The sequence below is a fragment of the Streptomyces sp. TE5632 genome, assembly GCF_054061295.1.
In genome coordinates, this window is record NZ_JBSSEA010000003.1 from 896,356 (window position 1) to 916,897 (window position 20,542).

A 20,542-nucleotide genomic window follows, 5' to 3' on the forward strand; every position below is an offset into this window, starting at 1 on the left:
GCCCACCATGCCGAGTGACCCACCGGGCCGGGCGATGTGTCATACCGGGAAACGCACCCGGTCCGCCGGGCGACCCGGCGGACCGCGTTCCGTACCCGCCCGCGGCCGTGCGACCCGCCGTGCCGAGTGGCGCGCCGTACCGGGCGGTGCACCTCGCCGTACCGGGAACCACGCGGGCTCAGACCAGGGTGGCGGCCTTCTCCGGGGAGAGGGCGGCGCCCTCGGTGTACGCGGCCTCGTAGGCCGGGTCGCCGAGGGCGGCCCGGGCCCTCCGTTCGGCCAGGACGCGCACCTCGCGCTCCATGCGGGCGGCGACATGGCCGGGCGGCAGCAGGGCGTCGGCGGCGCCGAGGCAGCGGGCCGCGTCCCGGGCGCGCCGTCCGCCGTCCACCACGGCCAGTGCCGTGGCGCCCATGGTCAGATACGCCGCGCGCATGTGGGAGGCGATGGCCACGGTCAGCGGATCGCCGGACCGCGCGAGCGCCGCGCGGACGGTGACCAGCGCCTGTTCGTCGTGCCCGTCGACGATGTCCAGCCAGCCCTCGGCCCCGAGGATGAACGCGTCGAAGACGACGTAGTGCGCGATACGGAACTCCTCGCGCAGCGCTCGTAGTTGGGTCCGCGCCTCGGCGGTCCGGCCGGTCATGCCGAGCCAGCCGGTCAGAAAGAGCCGGGCGGCGGGCAGCGCCTCGTTGTGCCTGTCGCCCGGCAGGTCGATGACCTCGCGCAACAGCCGTTCGCCGCGCTCCACTTCCTCTTCGTCGCCTGCCTCCAGCAGCGCGCTGCCCAGCCGGGCGGTGAGCACCGCCACCTGGGTGCGGGCCCCGAGGTGTTCGGCGTACTCGATCGCCGCCTCGTAGTCCGCGGCGGCGAGCCGGTACTCGCCGCCGCGTTCGCGTGCCTCCCCGCGCGCGGAGAGCGCCTCTGCGGTGCCCCAGGCGTCCCCGAGACGCCGGTAGACCTCCAGGGCCTCGTCGGCGTCGCGTCGCGCGTCACCCGCCCAGTCGCTGCGGTTGGCGAGGAGGTTGGCCCGCATCTGCAGGGTGGAGGCCAGCTCCCACTCGAAGCCGGGCGTCCGCCGGCAGGTGCGGACGTTGTCGTCGAGGACGGTGCGCAGCGTGCTCATGTTGCCGGTCAGCATCAGGGCGAACGCCCAGAACGTGCCGGGCGGGCGGCAGGTCTGCGGCAGGCCGGGCTCGTAGGCCGCGGCGATCAGGCGCAGTCTGTGCTGTGCCTGCGGGGTCTGCCAGTCGTCCAGCTCCGTGTCCATGCACGCCATGTGGGCCAGATGCACGCCGCGCCGGGCCTCGGCGAGCACCTCACCGGCCAGCGGCGGCGGGGCGTCGGTGCAGCGCTGCCACAACGCGGCGGCGGGGCGCACCGGTTCGGCGAACGGGTCCGGGCCGAGCGCCATGACCTCGCGGCACCAGTTGCGGGCCTCGATCCGCTGGTCGCGCATCTGCCAGTACCAGACCAGCGACAGCGTCAGGCACAGTGCCTCGTGCTCGTCGCGCGCGGCGACGGCGTGCCGCAGCGCGGTGCGCAGGTTCTCGTACTCACGCTCCAGCCGCTGGGCGGCCCCGAGCTGCTCCGGACCACGCAGCAACGGATCGGTGGTCCGGGCGAGTTCGCGGTAGTACGTCAGATGCGCGCGCTCGGCCACGGCCCGCTGCCCGGCCTCGTCGAGACGTTCGGCCGCGTACTCGGCGACCGTCTCCAGCAGCCGGTAGCGCATCCCGGCGTCGCCCGAAGGGGCCGCCACCACCAGGGACTTGTCCACGAGCGAACCGAGCGCGTCCAGGGCCACCGGCCCGCAGACGGCCTCGGCGGCGGCGAGGTCGCAGCCACCGGCGAAGACGGACAACCGCCGCAGCACGTCCCGTTCGTCCGCGCCGAGCAGGTCCCAGGACCAGTCGACGACGGCCCGCAGGGTCTGCTGGCGGTGCCGCGCGGTGCGACTGCCGGAGGTGAGCAGCCGGAAGCGGTCGTCGAGGCGGTCGGCGATCTGGCGCGGGGCCAGCATCCGCAGCCGGGCGGCGGCGAGTTCGATGGCGAGGGGCAGCCCGTCCAGCCGGCGGCAGATCTCCGCGCAGGCCTCCGGATCGTCGTCGACGCGGAAACCGGGACGGGCGGCGGCCCCGCGGTCGGCGAGCAGCCGCAGCGCGACCGGCTCCGGAAGCGGCTCCACCGGTCTCAGCAACTCCCCCGGTACGCCAAGGGGTTCGCGGCTGGTGGCGAGCACGGTGAGGCCGGGGCAGCGCTCCAGCAGCGCCTGGGCCAGCCGGGCGGCGGCGTCCACGACGTGCTCGCAGTTGTCCAGGACGAGCAGCATGCGGCGCCTGCCGCAGTGTTCGGCGAGCCGGTCCAGGGGGTCGTCACTGCGGTCGGCACCTGCCGCCCGCATGCTCTCGGCACCGGCGCCGTACAGCACGGTCTCGCGGGCGCCGACGGCGGTGACCACCGCCTCGGGGACGTCGGCGGGGTCGTCGACCGGAGCCAGTTCGGCCAGCCACACGCCGTCCGGACTGTGCTGGCGGACGGCTTCGGCGGCCTCCTGCGACAGCCTGGTCTTGCCGGCCCCGCCCGGTCCGAGCAGGGTGACCAGCCGGGCGGCGGCGAGATCGTGGCGGATCGCCTCGATGTCGGCCTCCCGGCCGACGAAGGAGGTCAGCCGGGCCCGCAGGTTGCCGGGCGGCCGGGAGGCCTTGGACGGCGGCTCCGGCGCGGGTGTGTCCGGGCTCAGCAACTCGGCGTACAGGAGGCGCAGTTCGCTGCCGGGATCGGAGCCGAGGCGGTCCACGAGCAGCCGCCGTACGTCCTCGTACGCGGCCAGTGCCTCGGCGGTGCGGCCCACGTCGCGCAGGGCGCGCAGCCGCAGCGCCTGCAGGGGTTCGTCGAGCGGATGGCTGTCGCACAGGGCGGTCAGCTCGGGCAGCGACTGCTCGGCCCGGCCGAGGGCGAGGGCCGCGCCGTGCCGGGCGCGCAGGGCGTCCAGGCGCCGGGTGCCGAGCCGGGCCGCCTCCGCGGTGCGGTCGGGCAGGTCGGCGAGGGCGGGACCGTGCCACAGGGCGAGGGCGTCGTCGAGCACGGCGCCCGCCTTGGCCGGATCCCCGCCGGACAGCGCGCGCAGGCCCTCTCCGGCCAGCCGCTCGAACCGGTGCAGGTCGATGTCGTCGGGCTCGGCCGTGAGCCGGTAGCCGCCGTCCTCGGAGGCCACCGCGTCCGCGCCGAGCGCCCGGCGCAGCCGCCCCACCAGTGCTTGCAGCGCCCCCGTCGCGTCGGCCGGCGGGTCGCCGCCCCACACCTCGTCGACGAGCAGCCGCACCGGCACCGTACGGCCGGCCCGCAGCGCGAGCACGGTCAGCAGCGCGCGCAGCCGCGCCCCGCCGACCGGGACGGCGGTGCCGTCGGGGCGGAGTGCCTGTGTGGTGCCGAGGATGCGATAGCGCACGGGGTCCATTGTCTCCGGTGGTGCGGGGGCGATCACGGGTCGGGGCCGGTGGCCCGATCGGGGGCGGGCCGGGGCCGGGCGCCCTCGTCCCACCCTCTCCGGAACCGGTGGCCGGCGCGAGACGTTTTCCGGGTGCGCCCGGTACGGTCGGGCAGTCCGCCCCGCGTGCCGCCGTGCGCCCGACGAGCAGTCCAGGGAGCCCCATGACCACCGCCGCCACCCGCCGCAGCGACCGGAGGATCAGCCCCGTCTTCCTGGGCATCCTGGCCGTCACGGCGGTGGCGGGATGGGCCACCTGGACCGGGTTCGCGGACCAGGCCGGCTTCGCCGTGTTCCTGTTCGTGACCGCCGCCTGGATCGTCTCGCTGTGCCTGCACGAGTACGCGCACGCGCGCACCGCGCTGCACAGCGGCGACATCTCGATCGGCGCGAAGGGCTACCTGACGCTGAACCCGCTGAAGTACACGCACGCCCTGCTGAGCATCGTGCTCCCCGTGGTGTTCGTGATCATGGGGGGCATCGGTCTGCCGGGCGGGGCGGTGTTCATCGAGCGGGGCCGGATCCGGGGGCGCTGGCGGCACAGTCTGATCTCGGCGGCGGGTCCCCTGACGAACGTCCTGTTCGCGGTGGTGTGCACGGCACCGTTCTGGCTGGACGCGCTGGACGGCGTACCGGTCCACTTCCGGTTCGCGCTGGCGTTCCTCTCGCTGCTCCAGGTGACGGCCGCGATCCTGAACTTCCTGCCGGTGCCGGGGCTGGACGGCTACGGCGTACTCGAGCCCTGGCTGTCGCACGGGTTCCGGCGGCAGGTGGAGCCGCTCGCGCCGTTCGGTCTGCTGCTCGTGTTCGCGCTGCTGTGGCTGCCCGCGGTGAACGGTGTGTTCTTCGACGTGGTCGACTCGATCCTGTCGGCCCTGGGCATCCACGAGATCGAGACGTACTGCGGTCTGGACCTGTTCCGCTTCTGGCAGGACACGAACGGGCGCTGCTCGGTCGTCGCTTGACGGAACCGGCCGTCAGCAGCCGGTGCCGGAGCCGACCGTCAGCGCGTGGCGGACTGGTCCGCCTGGGCGGCCTGCGCCGCCCGCAGCTTTTTCTGCGCCCGGGCGCGCCGCACGTAGTACCAGGTCATGTTGGACGACAGGCCCACGAGCAGGATCCAGACGACGCCCAGCCAACTGCCCCGGGCGAAGGACACGACGGCCGCGGCGACGGCGAGGAGGCAGACGATGAAGGCGTAGAGAGCGAGGCGGGGCATGGCGGCTGGGCTCCTGTCGGGGGACACTGCTTCGTCGACCAGTGTCCCCCATCGCCTCATACGTCCGTGACGCGGAGCCCGGCGTGTGCCTTGTAGCGGCGGTTGACGGAGATCAGGTTGGCGACCAGGGACTCCACCTGGTGGGCGCCTCGCAGCCGCCCGGCGAAGACGCCCCGCATGCCCGGGATGCGCCCGGCCAGCGCCTGCACGATCTCCACGTCGGCGCGGACCTCGCCGAGCACCATCACGTCGGTGTCGATCTGGTCGATCTCCGGGTCCTGGAGCAGTACCGCCGACAGGTGGTGGAAGGCCGCGGTGACCCGGGAGTCCGGAAGCAGGGCCGCGGCCTGCTCGGCGGCGCTGCCCTCCTCGGGCTTCAGCGCGTAGGCGCCCTGCTTGTCGAAGCCGAGCGGGTTGACGCAGTCGACGACGAGCTTGCCGGCCAGTTCCTCGCGCAGGGACTCCAGGGTCTTGCCGTGGCCGTCCCACGGCACGGCGACGATCACGATGTCGCTGCGCCGGGCGGTCTCGGCGTTGTCGGCGCCCTCGACGCCGTACCCGAGTTCCTCGGCGGCGGCCTGCGCGCGTTCGGTGGCGCGCGAGCCGATGATCACCTTCTGGCCGGCCTTGGCGAGCCGGTACGCGAGGCCCTTGCCCTGCGGTCCGGTGCCGCCGAGCACACCGACGACGAGCCCGGAGACGTCGGGCAGGTCCCAGGGGTCCTTGGCGGGGGCCTTCGCGGGGGCGTTCCGGGGCTGCTGTGCGCTGTCGCTGGGGATGCTGGAAGTCATGGCCTGACTCTATGTGCGCGGCGGCGCCGTTTCCGGCCGAGTGAGCCCCGTCACCCCACCGTTCTCCATGTCCCCCGGGCCGGTGAATCCCCGGCGAACCCCGGGACGCGACGGCCCGGCCGGGGCAGGATGCGGCGCCATGGACGCCGTACGGGTCGCGCTGCTGCGCGAAGTGCTCGCCGGGACCGAGTGGCTGGGGGCCACCCGGCGGTTCGCGGGAACGCTGCGGGCCTCGGTGGTGTCGCACGGGGGCGGGCTGCTGATCGTGGGCACACCGGAGTACGAGCCGTGGCACCTGGCGGCGCATCTGGTGGACGAGGCCGCCTGGTCGGGCACGCCGGAGCTGGCCCCGACGCTCGTACGGCACGGCGCGCGCCCCTCGGACCCCGCGCATCTCGCGGTGGGCCTGGGGCGGCTGGAGGCGGCGCGGCGGGGCGAGACGCTGCTGGTGGTGGCGCCCGGGGAGCCCGCGGCCCCGCTGCTGGAGCGGGTGTCCGACGCCCGCCGGGCCGGCGCGACGCTGCTGTCCCTCGGCGTCGGCGACGGTGAGCTTCCGGCGCTGGCCCACGAGACGCTGGCCGTCCCCGAGGGCGCCGAGCTGGACCTGGACACCGTGCAGCACCTGGTCAGCGCGGCGGCCGGGGAGAACGCGCTGCCGCCGCGGGGCCGCCGCGGCTTCCGGGACCGGCTGTCCCGGCTGGCGGACCTCCTGACGGCCCCGCCCCCGGCCCGCTGGTAGCAGGAGCGACCCCGCCCCGCCCGTGCTCAGTCCCCGCGACCGCCTTCGGGGCCGCCCTCGGGGGCGCTCTCGGGGCCGCCCTCGGGGGCGTCGTGCCACTTGGGGTCGTTCTCCCACTGGAGGTTGCGCTCACGCGCCGTCGCCATGGCGTGCTCGGCCTCGGTACGGCTCGTATAGGGGCCGAAGCGGTCCTTGGCGGGACACTCCGGACCCTCCTCGACCTTCTGGTGTTCCAGGCAGTAGAACCACTCGCCCGGCTTCCCGACCGTCCGCTTCTTGAACAGGGGCATGACCGGCTCCTCTCGTCACGGAAGATGGTCCCCCGCGGCCACTCAATTAGACTCGCCGCCATGTCTGGCCAGTCGCTGCTCATCCCAGGGGAGCTGTCTCCCACCCGTTCCGTACCCGGAAACATCCGTCGCCCCGAGTACGTCGGAAAGCCCGCTCCCGCGCCGTACGCCGGTCCGGAGGTGCAGACCCCCGAGACCGTCGAGGCGATGCGGACCGCCGGGCGGATCGCGGCGCGGGCGATGGCGGAGGCCGCCAAGCACATCGCGCCCGGTGTGACCACCGACGAGCTGGACCGGGTGGCGCACGAGTACATGTGCGACCACGGCGCCTACCCGTCGACGCTCGGTTACCGGGGTTTCCCCAAGTCGCTGTGCTCCTCGGTCAACGAGGTGATCTGCCACGGCATCCCGGACTCGACGGTGCTGCGCGACGGCGACATCGTCAACCTGGACGTGACGGCGTACATCGGCGGGGTGCACGGCGACAACAACGCGACGTACCTGGTCGGCGACGTGGACGAGGAGAGCCGCCTGCTGGTGGAGCGCACCCGTGAGGCGCTGAACCGGGCGATCAAGGCGGTCAGGCCGGGCCGGCAGATCAACATCATCGGCCGGGTCATCGAGTCGTACGCCAAGCGTTTCGGCTACGGCGTGGTGCGGGACTTCACCGGCCACGGCATCAACACCTCGTTCCACTCCGGTCTGATCGTCCCGCACTACGACAGCCCGCACGCGACGACGGTCATCCAGCCCGGGATGACGTTCACGATCGAGCCGATGCTGACCCTGGGGACCCACGAGTACGACATGTGGGACGACGGCTGGACGGTCGTGACGAAGGACCGCAGGCGAACGGCCCAGTTCGAGCACACCCTGGTGGTCACGGACACGGGCGCGGACATCCTGACCCTGCCCTAGCCCCACCGACCAGCCCTTCGACCTCGAAGCCCGCCCTCCCCCGAGGGCGGGCTTCCGTCGTTCCGCAACGGGGTAGGGAGATACCGACAAACTGTCGGCAAGCTATTGACTTAGGTAAACCTAACCATAGAAGATCTGGACTCATGGACTCCTCCTCCTCGACCTCCTCAGCCTTCTCGACCCTCATTCGCACCGCCTCCCACGAGCAGCACATGGAGGCGGAGACCTCGACCTTCATGAGCGACCTGCTCGGCGGCCGACTGGGCGTGGACGCGTACGCCCGCTACACCGAACAGCTGTGGTTCGTCTACGAGGCGCTGGAGTCGGGCGCGCGGCAGCTGGCGTCGGACCCGGTGGCCGGCCCCTTCATCCGCCCGGAACTGCCGCGCCTGCCCTCCTTGGAGCAGGACCTGACCCACCTGCGCGGCCCCGAATGGCGGTCGACCCTGACCCCCCTGGCCGCCACCCAGGCCTACGCCGACCGGGTCGCCGAGTGTGCCCGGGACTGGCCGGCCGGCTACATCGCCCACCACTACACCCGCTACCTCGGCGACCTCTCCGGCGGCCAGATCATCCGCGACAAGGCGGAGCGCACCTGGGGCTTCCCTAAGAAGGGCGACGGCGTCCGCTTCTACGTCTTCGAGGACATCACGAACCCCGCCGCCTTCAAGCGCGAGTACCGCGAACTCCTTGACGACATCCGGGCCGACGACCTGGAGAAGCAGCGCATCATCACCGAGTGCAAGCGCGCCTTCGCCCTGAACACAGCCGTCTTCCACGCCCTGGGCGAGGAGTTCCCCCTCTCCGCCTGACAGGGACGTGTCTATGCCCCATGCGCGTACCGGCCCATGAGGTCAAGGCACTTCCCTACCTCGACCGGAGTGACGAACGCCCCGCACTCGCCGCTGTCGGCCACCTTCCGCGCCCGGGCCAGCCGACGCGGCGGAAGCCCGTCACCGAACCGGGTCACCGCGTCCAGGGACCCCACCGAGTCCGGGGCGTCCTCATCGCCCGGAGCGCTCGCCCGTCCGTACGGTCAACGGCTCGGCGGCATGGACCCGCAGTGACGTGCCATCGGCGAGCTCGAGCACCACGGCGGGTCCGCCGGCCGCGTACCGGTCATTCCGCACACCGAGCACGGTCCGCCACTCGCCCCGGACCCGCACCACCTGTCCGGCCCGGACCATGACCGCCGCCGTCTCGCGCGTCGCGGGCTCGGCCACGATGTCCGGGGCCTTCAGCTCCGCGAACACCGTCTTCCCGATCCCGGCCGTGCGCTCCTCATACCCCCAGCGATGCGCGAGCGCCGCCACGAGCAGCAGCCCCCGCCCACCGGTCTCGTCCTCACCGGGCTCCCGGACCTCGGGCCGGCCGCCCCCGGCGTCGCTCACCTCCAGTCGCAGCAGCCCCTCCGCCACGGAGCGTGCGATGCGCACCCCGATCTGCCGATCACTCGGCACCGGCACGCGCAGCGCGTTGGTCACCAGCTCGGAGAGCAGCAACTCGGCATCTTCCAAAACGTCTTGGTCGACTCCCCAACCTCCGAGCACCGCATGCAGCATCGCCCGCGCCCGGGCACGCTGCCGCGACTGCGGGAGAGGCGGAAGATGACTTCGTTCGATGAGGTCATGAGGGCTCCCCAGGACTCGGCTTCAGCGGCGAAATCCGCACGGCGCAAGTTCCGCTGGGATTGCGCACATCGACAGCCTGAAGGCGCACCATGCGAACTAGCAACGTTTCCAGTAGGAATGCACCCAATGTTCCATCTTTCGAGTTAAGTCCCGCACATCCCAGCCACCCCGCTGCTAGAGCTGTTGCCATGTCCGCAAACGCCACTGCCTCCAGCCCGTCAACCGTCCTCGGACGCCAACTCGGCGATGAACTACGTCGACTGCGTGAGGCCGCCGCACTCACCACCACGCAAGCGGCCGAGGCACTCGACTGCACCAAGGGAAAGATCAGCCGTATCGAGAACGGTCGCGTGACTGTTCGCATCCCCGACCTGACCGCAATGCTGCTCGCGTACGGGGCTGCGGACGCCGAACTGCGTGACAGGCTCAGTCTGCTCGCCCGCAAGGCAAATCGCCGCCGCAGGCAAGGGTGGTGGAACCAGTACGGACCGGTGCTGGCCGACACCTACCGCGACTACATTGCGCTGGAAGCCATGGCCGGCACCATCCGCACCTTCCAGGCGCAGCTGGTGCCGGGCCTGTTGCAGACCCCTGAATACATCCGCGCGGTGACCGTCGCCTCGCATCAGTGGCAGACGGCGGACGAGATCGAACAGTTCGTCCAGGTGCGCCTCGCCCGTCAGGAGCGCCTCGTCAGCGACTCACCACTCCAGCTCTGGGCGGTACTGTCCGAAGCCGTACTTCTTCAGCAGGTCGGGGGGCCAAAGGTGATGTCCGCACAGTTGGAACAGCTCCTGATCGCGTCCGAGCAGCCCAACGTAACCGTCCAGATCCTGCCGTTCTCCCGGGGAGCGCATGCGAGTATGTTCGGGCCGTACGTAGTACTGGGCTTCCCCGAGGAAGCTGCGCTGGACGTGGTACTGGCGGACAATCCCACCGGCTCGATGTGGCTGGAGCGAGAGGCCGAAGTCGGCCGCTATCAGGAGTTGTTCGACGCAGCCCGTACTTCTGCGCTCTCCCCCGTGGAATCTCGCATGGTCATCCAACGCAGAGCCAAGGAGCACAGGGCATGAACACCGCACGCCACGGCACGCCGGATCTGTCAGGCGCGAAGTGGCGTAGCAGCAGCCACAGCGGCGGCAACAACGAATGCCTTGAACTCGCTCACGAAGTCCCCGCCTTCGCCCCCATACGCGACAGCAAGGACCCCAGCGGGCCGGTCATCCCCTTCGGCCGTGCCGCCTGGGGCGCTTTCGTCGCACACCTGGGCTGACGTCGACCGGGCAAGGAGTGCAGGATCAGGACGGGCCGCCTGCACACCGGAACCCAGGCAGGCAGCTCCCCGACTACCGTGGCTCCGTATGACGGCCACCGCGACGGACATCACCGAGGACCTGATCCGGGATCTGCTGCGCGAGCAGCACCCCGACCTGGCGGACCGCCCCCTGAAACTCGGCGCGCTCGGCTGGGACAACCAGGTGTGGCGGCTCGGCGACGACCTCGCCGTCCGGTTGCCCTGGGCGACGCAGTCCGCGGACGCGCTGCTGCGCAAGGAACACACCTGGCTGCCCCTCCTCGCCCCGCACCTTCCGCTGCAGATCCCCGTCCCGCAGCGCCTCGGCGAGCCCTCCGCACGGTTCCCGCGGCCCTGGCTCGTCACCACCTGGGTGCCGGGCGAGCCCGCCGACCGCGCCCCCGCCACGCGCCCCGCGGAAGCGGCCGTCGCCCTGGCCTCCTTCCTGACCGCCCTCCACCGCCCTGCCCCCGCCGGGGCACCCGAAGGCCGGGACCGCGGTGGCCCGCTGGCCGACACCGCCGAACACTTCACGCACTCGCTCGCCTCGGCCACCGAGCTGGGGCTGATCCCCGACCCGGACGCCGTCCGCGCCGTCTGGGAAGACGCCGCCGCCGCGCCCGAGTGGGCAGGCCCACGTCTCTGGCTCCACGGCGACCTGCACCCGGCCAACATCCTGACCACGGACGGCACCTTCTGCGGTGTGATCGACTTCGGCGACCTCTTCGCCGGCGACCCGGCCTGCGACCTGGCCGCCGCCTGGATCCTGCTGCCGGACGGCGCCGCCGACCTCTTCCACCAGACCTACCGGCCAAGCCCGGACGCCGCGACCCTGCGCCGCGCCCGCGGCTGGGCGGTGCTGCGCGCCCTCGCCGGCATCCACATCGGAGACGCCGGCGTCCACGGCCGCCCCGGAGGCAAGCCCACCTGGGGCCCACCCGCCCACACCGCACTCCAACGCCTCACCGCAACGGCCCACCAGCGAACAAGCACCCCGGCAGGAGGGTGAAAGGCATGCTCGGGAGGTGAGGATCCAGGAGGTGCGGAGCGGCTCGGCCGAAGCCATGCGAGGCCGGGACAGGCGTTCGTGCCCCGGGCGTGACACACCTTCCCGAAAGCGTGAACACTTTGGCCACCACTGTCCTGTTGCCGCTCTTTTGAGCGCCCTGATGACACTTTCCCGCCGACTGCTCACGCTTTTCGGCAAGGCGCCCCTCCCCGGCCCCGCAGTACCGGGACCTCGGAGATCCCCTGCACCAGCCGCAGGGACACCATCCGGGAAAAGGCGCCGGCCTGGCGGCGTACCCCCGTACTCGGCGAGGTACGCCGACAGGTGCGTCACCAAGCGTTCCGTCAGCAGCTCTTGGTGCCGGACAGAGCCTCAACGCCGGGCATGACGGATCTTCAAACGTCCGAATCCCATGGTCCCGGAGATTCGGATCTTCGGCCCGCCGGGGCGGGAAGGCCGCCGGGCCTTGTAGCGCAGGTCCTTCCACCCCGTGCGCAGACCCTCGACGTCAACGACCGCATCGCGAGGCACCGTGATCCTGGCCCCGCCGGTTCCGAGTTGCAGCTCGATGTCGAGGACCGGATACTCGATGACCGCCCGGGACAGATCCAGGCGCACCCTTCCGTATGCGGACTCGACCTTGAGGATCCGTGGTACCCGCCATGCGCCTAGCCGCTGGATCCGTCCGCCGGCGGCAGCGATCGTTGACGTGGTGCCCGTGTGCTCCTCCGGAAGCGAGGCCACAGCCGACGCGAGTTCACTGCGCGTCCTGGCGGTGAGTACCTGGTCGAGACGTTCGTCCATCTCCTCGTGCGAGATGCGCTGACCGGCGTATGCCTCTTGCAGGCGCTGCAGGGCTGTCTCGCGGTCGTCTTCATTGAGTAGTGGCGACGGATCTTCCTGCGGAGAGGTCACTGCCTCACTCCAGTTCCGCTTCGACGGTGTGAATGTGCCGAGATCCGAAGCAGGCAAGGCATCCGATACGGAGGCCGACTGCTCGCCCTCATGGCCTGCTCTCTCAATCCGGCGAACCTGTGCGGTCAAAGCGCCGGCCGGCAACTGTCCACCAGGCGGTCACTCGGGCGGCCATCGCTTCGGGCCGCAGTCCCAGAGGGTCGAGCCCGAAGTGGTCCTCCAGTTCACGCCGCAGGAACTCACCGATCTCCGTCTGGCTCGCACCACCACGGAGCCGCTGGAGCAAAGGGCCCAGCATGCAGTCGTACTCGTCCTGAACGAGGTCGGCGACGCCGACCGGATCCCACTCGTTGAGCAGATGCCGAAGGTCGCTCTCGGTGGAGAGGGTCCAGGGTCGCATGGCCCCAGAATGCCACCCGGAAACCACTGTCGACGAGGGGAGGGGCGGCTCCCCGAAATCCCCTGCAGAAATGAGCACTTGTACTCATCCCTGCACCGGCTCCCTGGCCCACCGTGGAGAACACCGAGCCTGGACCGATCTGAAGGAACCCGCGATGCCGAATGACTCCCGTCCCCGCAGCCTTCCGCACCGGCTCCTTGTGCTCGCCACGGGCAACTGGCTCGCTCGGGGCTATCTGGCTGTCTTCGCCCTCTCCCTCCTGGTCATGTTCCTCTTCCCGGAGAGCGGCTTCGCCATGAGCTTTCTGCTGCTCACGGCGCCCCTCTCCCTCCTGACCATGGTCCTGCCCTTCGGCCCGGGCACCGAGGGCGGCGGGGCGGTCGAGGTACTGGCCATCGGCTTCTGGGCCGCATGGCTCCTTCTGTGCGCCTTCGTGAACGCCGCCGTGCTCGGCGCCCTCCTCCGGAGATCCGCGACCTCCGCATCAACCGGCTTCCGCAAGCCCTCCCCTCCTGTCTCGGACCTCCCGGAACGGGAGGAAACGGGCACGGCGCACCCCGCGTCCCCTCGTCTGCACAGGGCGCGGGCCCTGCTGACACCCGCGGTGGACAACTGGCTCGCGCGGGGGTATCTCGCCGTGGTCGCGGCGTCACTGGGGTTCTTCCTGGTGGCCGCGTACCTGCTGCCGGACCCGGGGTTCGCCGGGATCTGGCCGACCATGGCCACGGCGCCGCTCGGCGTCGTCGCCCTTCTGGTGGCCTCCCCCGTCGAGTGGACCTCCTCCCTCGCCTGGCTGAACCCGTTGGTCTTCTCCGCCGGGGCGGCCCTGTCCGGGCTGTTCAACGCCGTACTGCTCGGCCGGCTCGCACATACGCTGCGGGCACGGGAGACGCCTCCGGCCGCCTGATCGAACTCTCGGAGCGCGCACCGCAGAGCCCGAAAGCGGGCCCGTGCGGAGGGGCCGGTGGGCCCTTCCAACTAAGGGTGGCCCCGACAACTGGCACCTGGAGATGAGGGATTGGTCTCGTCTGCGCGCAGGATCCCAGTGGCGTACGTGATCACCAGGATGGGGTTCGCCCGAAGTGTTGCCCCTGGGGAAGCAGGAGAACCCGTTCATGAGTGCTCATGGCCATGTCCGTATCGCCGTCGCCTCCGCGTTGTTGGCCGGTCTGGCTCTCGGGCCTGCTGCCGGAGCGGCCGCCGCCCAGCCCGTCGGAACGGCTCCCGCGGTGGCGGTGCCGGACTCCGAGGGACCCGACGTCGCCGCTCTGGAGAAGGCCCTCACCGGGATCCCCGACGGGGACATCTCTGCTGCCCTTGTCCGGGTGGGAGGCAAGGGCGGTTGGAAGGGGGTCGCCGGGGTGCGGGACCTGCGGACCGGGGCCCCGGCTCTGGAGAACGCGCGGTTCCGGGCCGGGTCGACGACCAAGGTGGTCACCGCGGCGCTGATGCTGCAGCTCGTCGCGGAGGGGCGGGTGGAGCTCGACGCGCCCGTCACCCGGTATCTGCCCGGTCTGCTGCCGGACTCCTTCACCGAGCCGCCGACCGTACGGCATCTGCTCACGTACACCAGCGGCCTGCGGCCCGGCGCGAACCTCGGGTCGACCACCGAGGAGATGTATCCCCACCGGTTCGAGACCCTCAGCCCCGAGCGGGTGGTGGCCACAGCGGTCGCGAAGGGGCCGGCGTTCGCCCCGGGGGAGCGGCAGGTCTACCAGAACATCGACTACACCGTGCTCGGTCTGCTGATCGAGAAGGTGACGGGTGACCGTTACGAGCACCGGGCCGAGGTACGGATCTTCCGTCCGCTGGGCATGCGGCACACGAGCTTCCCGGTCGGGCCGGACCCGCGTATCCACGGCCCGCACCACCGGGCCTACACGGACATCGGGGGCCGGACCACCGACGTGACGGAGTGGAACATGTCCGACCGCTGGGCGGTCGGAAACATGATCTCCACCACCGCCGATCTGGAGCGGTTCCTGGTGGCCCTGTTCCGGGGCCGGGTGGTGCCGCAGCCGCTTCTGGACCAGATGCTCACCGTCCCCGAGGTCGAGGGCGCGTCCTACGGCATGGCGTTGGAGCGCTTCGTCCACAACGGGACGGAGATCTGGGGCAAGACGGGATCCCGGCCCGGCTACCACACGGTGCTGGCCGCGACCCGCGACCTGTCCCGGACGGTGGTGTACTCGGTGAACGCCAAGAGCGCCCGGGAGGACGGCTTCCCGCTCATCGCACGGTTCGCCCTGCCCGCCTTCAACCGCTAGGGCTGTCCGTCTCCCCGGGGCCCGGGGCCGGGGTCGCCCAAAGCAGGCGCGGCAGGGTGCCTCTCAGCCTTCCCGGGTTCCGACCGGGCCGGCCCTCCGAGCGACTGAATCCTTGCGGGCCGAGAGCAGGAACAGGACTACAGCGACGGCCATGAAGCCCATGCCCACGTACATGCAGGTCATGACCGTGTCGATGGAGGCGTCGGCGATCCGGGGGATGCCGTTGGCGAGCATGCAGGCGTAGACGCCCAGCACGCCGTAGGCGCGAAGCCGCATCCCGGCCTGTCGCTCCCGCATCCACGGCGGTGTCCACCCCGCCAGTACCGCCACCGACAACGGCAGCATGATCACCGTGGACACCGCCAAGCCTATCCAGTGGTACAGCGGATTGCCGTTCACTCCGCCCCCTTCGTAGATGATCATCAGCCTACGGGGGTCGGCATGACCTGTCCATGTCGAACACCGCGAGTTTCAGGGGGACTTGTCCGGTCAGGGCACCAGCGGCGTCGCGGGTGGGCGCCAAACACTCGGACGCTTCGGGTCAGTCGGACGGTTCCGGGCGCGGCGTGGTGATGATGGCGGTGCGCAGGGCCTCCACGGCGCGGGTGCGGGCGCCGGCGAGTTCGGGTTCGGGGACCTGGGCCGCGGCGACCGGGACGCTGCGGGGCAGTCCGGCGAAGTGCTCGCGGATCGCCTCGGCGATGTGCGGTTCGGTGCCCCAGGTGCCTCCCAGGACGATCAGTCGGGGGTCGGCCAGGGCGACCGCCGCCGCCAGCACGCCGCCCACCGCGCGGGCCAGCGCGCCGCGGGTCCGCCGCGCGGTCGCGGAGTCGCCGAGGGCAGCGGCGCGCAGGGCGTCGACGTCGATGGCGGTGGACTCGGCCCGGCGCAGGCCGAGTTCGGCGAAGACCTCGATGAGGGGCAGCGCCGTGCCCCGGGGCCCGGCGGTGTAGAGGTGGGCGATCTCGCCGGCCAACCCGTGGTGTCCGCGGCGGACTTCCGCGTCGGTGACCACCGCGCAGCCCAGTCCCTCGCCGAGGTGGACGTAGACGAAGTCGTCGACGCCGAGGGCGCATCCGGTGGCGCGCTCGGCGCGGGCGGCCCAGTTGATGTCGTTGTCGACCAGCACCGTCCCGTCCACCGCACCGGCCAGCACCGCCGCCGGGTCCAGGTCCCCGACCAGGAAGGGGGCGTCCGGCAGGTGCACCAGGCGTCCGGTGACGCGGTCGACCGGATCGGCCGCGCTGACCACGGCCGTACGCAGTGGGCCGTGCACCCGGGGCCGGACCAGCGCGACCGCTTCGGTCAGGGCCTGTGCGGTCGCGTGCGGGCCCGGGGCGCGGCCCAGGCCGACCTCGGCGCGGGCGGTGGCGGTGCCGAAGGCGTCGACCGTCTCCGCGACGACTCCTTCGGGGCTGATGCTCGCCACCAGGGCCGCCCCGGTGTCCGCGGCCAGCGAGTAGTAGGTGCCGACCCGGCCGCGGCCGGTGGTGCGCTCGCCCGTGTCGGCGAGCAGGCCGGCCTCGCTCAGCCGCCGCACGCTGTCGGAGACCGTCGGCTTGGAGATCCCGGTCCGGGCGGCGATCTCCGCGCGGGTCAGGCGCCCTTCCTCCATCAGTGCGCGCAGCACGTTCTCGTCGGTCAGGGCGCGCAGCATTTCGAGTGACGGCTTGGCCAGTGACATGCCGAGGATTTTAGTCAGGACTCTTGCCCAAATGTGGGCGGGCGGTTAGGTTGCCGTCTAGTAAGGAGTCCTGACCAAAGGAGCCGAGCAATGACGCTGGCAACCGAGACACAGCAGGCCGGTCTCCCCGCCCTGCCGCACTGGGAGACCACTCCCGACGATCTGGCCGCCGCCATCCGCGAGATCAAGCCCGCGCTGCGCGCCCGCATCGAGGCCTCCGGACGCACCGTCGAGGAGGTCTTCGCCGTCGTCGAGGAGCGCGTCCGCGCCCGCCTGGCCGAGATCCAGGCGGACAAGGAGCGCGGCGAGACCGTGTGGCCGGTCATCGACTACGCGGACATCGCGAACGGCACCGTCACCCCGGAGCAGCTCGACAAGCTCCGCCGCCGCGGCTGTCTCGTCGTCCGAGGCCACTTCGAGCGCGACCAGGCCCTCGCCTGGGACGCCTCGATCGTGGACTACGTGGAGCGCAACGAGTTCTTCGAGAACTACCGGGGCCCCGGCGACGACTTCTTCGGCAGCGTCGGCTCCAAGCCGGAGATCTACCCCATCTACTGGTCGCAGGCCCAGATGGAGGCCCGCCAGAGCGACCGGATGGCCAACGTCCAGTCCTTCCTCAACTCCCTGTGGAAGCACGAGTCCGAGGGCGTGCAGTGGTTCGACCCGGACCGCGACGCGCTCTACCCCGACCGCATCCGCCGCCGTCCCCCGGGCGCCGACTCGGGCGGGCTCGGCACCCACCTCGACCCCGGCACCCTCGACCTGTGGATGACGCAGGCCTACCAGCAGGCCTTCCGCCACCTGTTCGACGGCAGCGTCGAGGAGTACGACCCCTGGGACGCCGCCCACCGCACGGCCGGCCCCCAGTACCCCGGCTCCACCATGTGCTCGGCGTTCCGCACCTTCCAGGGCTGGACCGCCCTGTCGGACATGGACCACGACCAGGGCGTCCTGCACACCGTCCCGATCCCCGAGGCCATGGCGTACCTCATGCTGCGGCCGCTGCTCCCGGACGTCCCGGACGACGACATGTGCGGGGTGACCACCAACCAGGTCTTCCCCGCCGACGAGAAGTGGCACCCGCTCCTCATGGAGGCCCTCACCGGCATCCCCGACGTCAAGGCGGGCGACTCCGTCTGGTGGCACTGCGACATGATCCACAGCGTCGCGCCGATCACCGACCAGAAGGGCTGGGGCAACGTCATGTACATCCCCGCCGCCCCCTGGTGCCCCCGCAACGAGGAGTACGCGGCGAAGGTCCGCGAGGCGTTCCTGACCGGATCCAGCCCCAGTGACTTCCCCGAGGAGCACTACGAGCGCACCTGGACCGACCGCTTCGACGTCGACCGGCTCAACGAGACGGGCCGACGCGGCCTGGGCCTCGACGACTGACGGACCCGCCCCCCGTGCACCGGGTCGGCGCCGAAGCCTCTCGGCCGGCGTGACCCGGCATGCCGCGAACGGGGCGGCGCCCGGTCCTCCGCGACACCGTCCTTCCCGGACGGCGGACGGGCCGGGCGCCGCCCGGGCTCGGGCGTGTTCGAGCGCCCCGATCGACCGACCGGCCGATCAACCATTTCCCCTGCTTCCCACGTCCGGAAGCCGGGCCCCACTTCTCTTCCGAACCGAGCGCCGCCCTCCGCAGTGTGTGCACCTGCCGCGGCGCTCCCTGTCCTTGCTTCTCGCTTCTCGCTTCTCGCACCTCACCCGAGGCGGACGGCAACGACACACATCACCACAGGAGTCCATAGGTGACGAGCACAGCACGACAACCTGCCGCCGGAGGCCTCGCGGCCCGGCCGGACCGGCTGCGTCACGTCGTCTTCGTCGCGGCGTCCGCCGCGATGGGCGGCTTCCTCTTCGGCTACGACAGCGCCGTGATCAACGGCGCCGTCGAGGGCATCAGGGGACGGTTCGACGTCGGCGCCGCCACGCTCGGCGCCGTCATCGCCATCGCCCTGCTCGGCGCGGCCGCCGGCGCCATGCTCGCGGGACGGCTCGCCGACCGCGTCGGCCGCCTCCGGGTGATGCGGCTGGCCGCCCTGCTCTTCCTGGCCAGCAGTATCGGCTCGATGCTGCCGTTCACGGCGTGGGACCTGTCCTTCTGGCGCATCGTGGGCGGCGTGGCCATCGGCATGGCCTCCGTGATCGGCCCGACGTACATCGCCGAGGTCGCGCCCACCGAGTACCGCGGCCGGCTCGTCTCCTTCCAGCAGGCCGCCGTCGTGCTGGGCATCGCCGTCTCCCAGCTGGTCAACTGGATGGTGCTCGCCCTCGCCGACGGGGACCAGCGCGGCAGCCTGCTCGGCCTGGAGGCGTGGCAGGTCATGCTCGGCATCGCGGCCGTTCCCGCCGTGGTCTACGGTCTGCTGGCACTGCGCATCCCGGAGTCGCCGCGCTACCTGATCTCGGTCGGCAGGACCGGCGAGGCCAAGGACGTGCTGCGCACCCTCGAAGGCGCGCAGGTCGACCTCGACGCCCGGGTGGCCGAGATCGAGCAGGCCATGCGCAGCGACAAGGCACCGCGGTTCAAGGACCTCCGCGGCCGCTTCGGCCTGTTGCCGATCGTCTGGGTCGGCGTCGGTCTGTCGGTCTTCCAGCAGTTCGTCGGCATCAACGTGATCTTCTACTACAGCTCCTCGCTGTGGCAGTCGGTGGGCATCGACCCGTCGAGCTCGTTCTTCTACTCGTTCACCACCTCGGTCATCAACATCGTGGGCACGGTGATCGCGATGGTGCTCATCGACCGGGTCGGCCGCAAGCCGCTGGCCGTGACCGGTTCCGCCGGTATGGCGGTCTCCCTCGCGGCCGTCGCCTGGGCGTTCTCCCACAAGACCGGAACGGGCGCCGACATCTCGCTGCCCGACACCCAGGCCGCCGTCGCGCTGGTCGCCGCCCACACCTTCGTCCTCTTCTTCGCCATGTCGCTGGGCGTGGCGGTCTGGGTGCTGCTCGGCGAGATGTTCCCCAGCCGCATCCGCGCGGCCGCGCTCGGTGTCGCCGCCTGCGCGCAGTGGATCGCCAACTGGCTGGTCACCGCGACGTTCCCGAGCATGTCGGAGTGGAACCTGTCCGGGTCGTACGTGATCTACGCGATCTTCGCCGCGCTGGCGGTCCCGTTCATCCTCAAGTGGGTGCCGGAGACCAAGGGCAGGACGCTGGAGGAGATGGGCTGAGCCCGGGCTCAGCGCTCCAGGAGCACCCGGCCGCCGATCTCGGTCCAGCCGTGCGGCTGCGGTGCGGTCAGGATCTGGGAGCCCGCGCCCTGAGTGATGTTCAGGGCGCGGCCCAGCCGGTCGGTGAGCAGGAGGGCGGCGGCGCCGGTCGCCTCGTCCTCGTCGATGCCGTCGTCGCGGCCGGGGAAGGCGCGGGCGCGGATGCGGCCGGCCGCCTCGTCCTCCCAGGCCCAGGCATAGACCCACTCCCCCTTCGGGGGTACCGCCAGGTCGTCGACCTCGGCGGCGGTCGCGTACTGGCGCAGGGTGCGCGGCGGCACCCACTCCGCGCGCGCCTCGATCCAGCAGAACTCCCCGTCCTGCCGTGCGCCCACCACCCCTGCCGGGGTGACGAGTTCGGGTACGTCGAGCAGCCAGGCCGCGCCGACGCACGGGTGGCCGGCGAAGGGCAGGCGCAGGGTCGGGGTGTAGATGTCGATCACCCCGCGCTCGGGGTCGTCGACGAACACGGTCTCGCTGAAGCCGAGTTTCGCGGCGAACTCCTGCCGGTCGCTCCGCTCGGGCAGCACGGAACCGTCGCGGACGACGCCGAGTTCGTTGCCGTACCCGTCCCGGGGGCCGCAGAAGACGCGCACCACGTCGTAATCAGACACGAGAGCATTCAAGCATCGCGCGTCCGCGGTACCGGTCATCCCCACCAGGGACGGCTGACGTCGACG

21 protein-coding genes are annotated in these 20,542 nt (G+C 71.6%); 11 read left to right on the forward strand and 10 right to left on the reverse strand.

What is annotated here, in order from left to right; all coding sequences use genetic code 11:
- Positions 1-178: 178 nt before the first annotated feature.
- Entirely contained in the window at positions 179-3,460 is a 3,282-nt protein-coding gene (locus ACVW19_RS09180) for a BTAD domain-containing putative transcriptional regulator (protein WP_457458259.1), read from the reverse strand.
- A 194-nt stretch (positions 3,461-3,654) separates the two neighbouring features.
- On the opposite strand from ACVW19_RS09180, the gene ACVW19_RS09185 reads away from it, so the two are divergent.
- Positions 3,655-4,455, forward strand: a complete 801-nt coding sequence (locus ACVW19_RS09185; protein ID WP_457458260.1) for a site-2 protease family protein — start codon at positions 3,655-3,657, stop codon at positions 4,453-4,455.
- 38 nt (positions 4,456-4,493) lie between these two features.
- Here ACVW19_RS09185 and ACVW19_RS09190 read toward each other — a convergent pair whose 3' ends face one another.
- Complete coding sequence (locus ACVW19_RS09190) at positions 4,494-4,709, reverse strand: hypothetical protein (protein ID WP_457458262.1); 216 nt, start codon at positions 4,707-4,709, stop codon at positions 4,494-4,496.
- A gap of 56 nt (positions 4,710-4,765) precedes the next feature.
- Positions 4,766-5,500 carry an NADPH-dependent F420 reductase gene (gene npdG, locus ACVW19_RS09195; protein WP_457458264.1) on the reverse strand — a complete coding sequence of 245 codons (735 nt, stop codon included), beginning with the start codon at positions 5,498-5,500 and terminating at the stop codon, positions 4,766-4,768.
- A 139-nt stretch (positions 5,501-5,639) separates the two neighbouring features.
- Between npdG and ACVW19_RS09200 the strand changes: the two genes are divergently transcribed.
- Complete coding sequence (locus ACVW19_RS09200; RefSeq protein ID WP_457458266.1) at positions 5,640-6,239, forward strand: hypothetical protein; 600 nt, start codon at positions 5,640-5,642, stop codon at positions 6,237-6,239.
- A gap of 26 nt (positions 6,240-6,265) precedes the next feature.
- On the opposite strand, the gene ACVW19_RS09205 is transcribed toward ACVW19_RS09200, so the two are convergent.
- The gene (locus ACVW19_RS09205) at positions 6,266-6,529 is read right to left on the reverse strand and encodes a hypothetical protein (protein ID WP_457458268.1); all 264 of its coding nucleotides are present in this window, start codon (positions 6,527-6,529) and stop codon (positions 6,266-6,268) included.
- A gap of 60 nt (positions 6,530-6,589) precedes the next feature.
- On the opposite strand from ACVW19_RS09205, the gene map reads away from it, so the two are divergent.
- Both map and ACVW19_RS09215 read left to right on the forward strand, forming a co-directional pair.
- A complete protein-coding gene (gene map, locus ACVW19_RS09210) occupies positions 6,590-7,447 on the forward strand; it encodes a type I methionyl aminopeptidase (RefSeq protein ID WP_457458270.1) in 858 nt (285 codons plus the stop codon).
- Between the two features lie 143 nt (positions 7,448-7,590).
- Complete coding sequence (locus ACVW19_RS09215) at positions 7,591-8,259, forward strand: biliverdin-producing heme oxygenase (protein ID WP_457458272.1); 669 nt, start codon at positions 7,591-7,593, stop codon at positions 8,257-8,259.
- A gap of 192 nt (positions 8,260-8,451) precedes the next feature.
- On the opposite strand, the gene ACVW19_RS09220 is transcribed toward ACVW19_RS09215, so the two are convergent.
- Positions 8,452-9,009, reverse strand: coding sequence for an ATP-binding protein (locus ACVW19_RS09220; RefSeq protein ID WP_457458274.1), 558 nt, complete (start codon positions 9,007-9,009; stop codon positions 8,452-8,454).
- Between the two features lie 257 nt (positions 9,010-9,266).
- On the opposite strand from ACVW19_RS09220, the gene ACVW19_RS09225 reads away from it, so the two are divergent.
- The 3 genes from ACVW19_RS09225 to ACVW19_RS09235 all read left to right on the forward strand — a co-directional run bounded on the left by ACVW19_RS09225 (position 9,267) and on the right by ACVW19_RS09235 (position 11,381).
- A complete protein-coding gene (locus ACVW19_RS09225) occupies positions 9,267-10,151 on the forward strand; it encodes a helix-turn-helix domain-containing protein (RefSeq protein ID WP_457458275.1) in 885 nt (294 codons plus the stop codon).
- Positions 10,148-10,351: a DUF397 domain-containing protein gene (locus ACVW19_RS09230; protein ID WP_457458277.1), complete on the forward strand. Its 204-nt coding sequence runs from the start codon at positions 10,148-10,150 to the stop codon at positions 10,349-10,351. Before ACVW19_RS09225 ends, ACVW19_RS09230 begins: the two co-directional genes overlap by 4 nt.
- A gap of 88 nt (positions 10,352-10,439) precedes the next feature.
- The gene (locus tag ACVW19_RS09235) at positions 10,440-11,381 is read left to right on the forward strand and encodes an aminoglycoside phosphotransferase family protein (RefSeq protein WP_457458279.1); all 942 of its coding nucleotides are present in this window, start codon (positions 10,440-10,442) and stop codon (positions 11,379-11,381) included.
- Between the two features lie 372 nt (positions 11,382-11,753).
- On the opposite strand, the gene ACVW19_RS09240 is transcribed toward ACVW19_RS09235, so the two are convergent.
- Together ACVW19_RS09240 and ACVW19_RS09245 are read right to left on the reverse strand one after the other, a co-directional pair.
- A complete protein-coding gene (locus tag ACVW19_RS09240) occupies positions 11,754-12,296 on the reverse strand; it encodes a DUF1707 SHOCT-like domain-containing protein (protein ID WP_457458281.1) in 543 nt (180 codons plus the stop codon).
- A 103-nt stretch (positions 12,297-12,399) separates the two neighbouring features.
- On the reverse strand, positions 12,400-12,696 hold the full coding sequence (locus ACVW19_RS09245) for a hypothetical protein (RefSeq protein WP_457458283.1): 297 nt from the start codon (positions 12,694-12,696) through the stop codon (positions 12,400-12,402).
- Between the two features lie 154 nt (positions 12,697-12,850).
- On the opposite strand from ACVW19_RS09245, the gene ACVW19_RS09250 reads away from it, so the two are divergent.
- Both ACVW19_RS09250 and ACVW19_RS09255 read left to right on the forward strand, forming a co-directional pair.
- Complete coding sequence (locus ACVW19_RS09250) at positions 12,851-13,603, forward strand: SCO4225 family membrane protein (RefSeq protein ID WP_457458285.1); 753 nt, start codon at positions 12,851-12,853, stop codon at positions 13,601-13,603.
- 208 nt (positions 13,604-13,811) lie between these two features.
- Positions 13,812-14,963 (forward strand): serine hydrolase domain-containing protein, encoded by a 1,152-nt coding sequence (locus tag ACVW19_RS09255; protein ID WP_457458287.1) that lies wholly within the window; start codon positions 13,812-13,814, stop codon positions 14,961-14,963.
- A gap of 63 nt (positions 14,964-15,026) precedes the next feature.
- Here ACVW19_RS09255 and ACVW19_RS09260 read toward each other — a convergent pair whose 3' ends face one another.
- Both ACVW19_RS09260 and ACVW19_RS09265 read right to left on the reverse strand, forming a co-directional pair.
- Entirely contained in the window at positions 15,027-15,386 is a 360-nt protein-coding gene (locus ACVW19_RS09260; RefSeq protein WP_457458289.1) for a hypothetical protein, read from the reverse strand.
- A gap of 118 nt (positions 15,387-15,504) precedes the next feature.
- Positions 15,505-16,647 (reverse strand): ROK family transcriptional regulator, encoded by a 1,143-nt coding sequence (locus ACVW19_RS09265; RefSeq protein WP_457458291.1) that lies wholly within the window; start codon positions 16,645-16,647, stop codon positions 15,505-15,507.
- A gap of 90 nt (positions 16,648-16,737) precedes the next feature.
- Here ACVW19_RS09265 and ACVW19_RS09270 point away from each other — a divergent pair, with 90 nt between their 5' ends.
- Complete coding sequence (locus tag ACVW19_RS09270; protein WP_457458292.1) at positions 16,738-18,039, forward strand: DUF1479 domain-containing protein; 1,302 nt, start codon at positions 16,738-16,740, stop codon at positions 18,037-18,039.
- A gap of 359 nt (positions 18,040-18,398) precedes the next feature.
- Positions 18,399-19,823, forward strand: coding sequence for a sugar porter family MFS transporter (locus ACVW19_RS09275; RefSeq protein ID WP_457458293.1), 1,425 nt, complete (start codon positions 18,399-18,401; stop codon positions 19,821-19,823).
- 8 nt (positions 19,824-19,831) lie between these two features.
- Here the strand turns inward: ACVW19_RS09275 and ACVW19_RS09280 are convergent, their stop codons facing one another.
- Positions 19,832-20,476, reverse strand: a complete 645-nt coding sequence (locus tag ACVW19_RS09280; RefSeq protein ID WP_457458294.1) for a PhzF family phenazine biosynthesis protein — start codon at positions 20,474-20,476, stop codon at positions 19,832-19,834.
- Between the last annotated feature and the right edge of the window lie 66 nt (positions 20,477-20,542).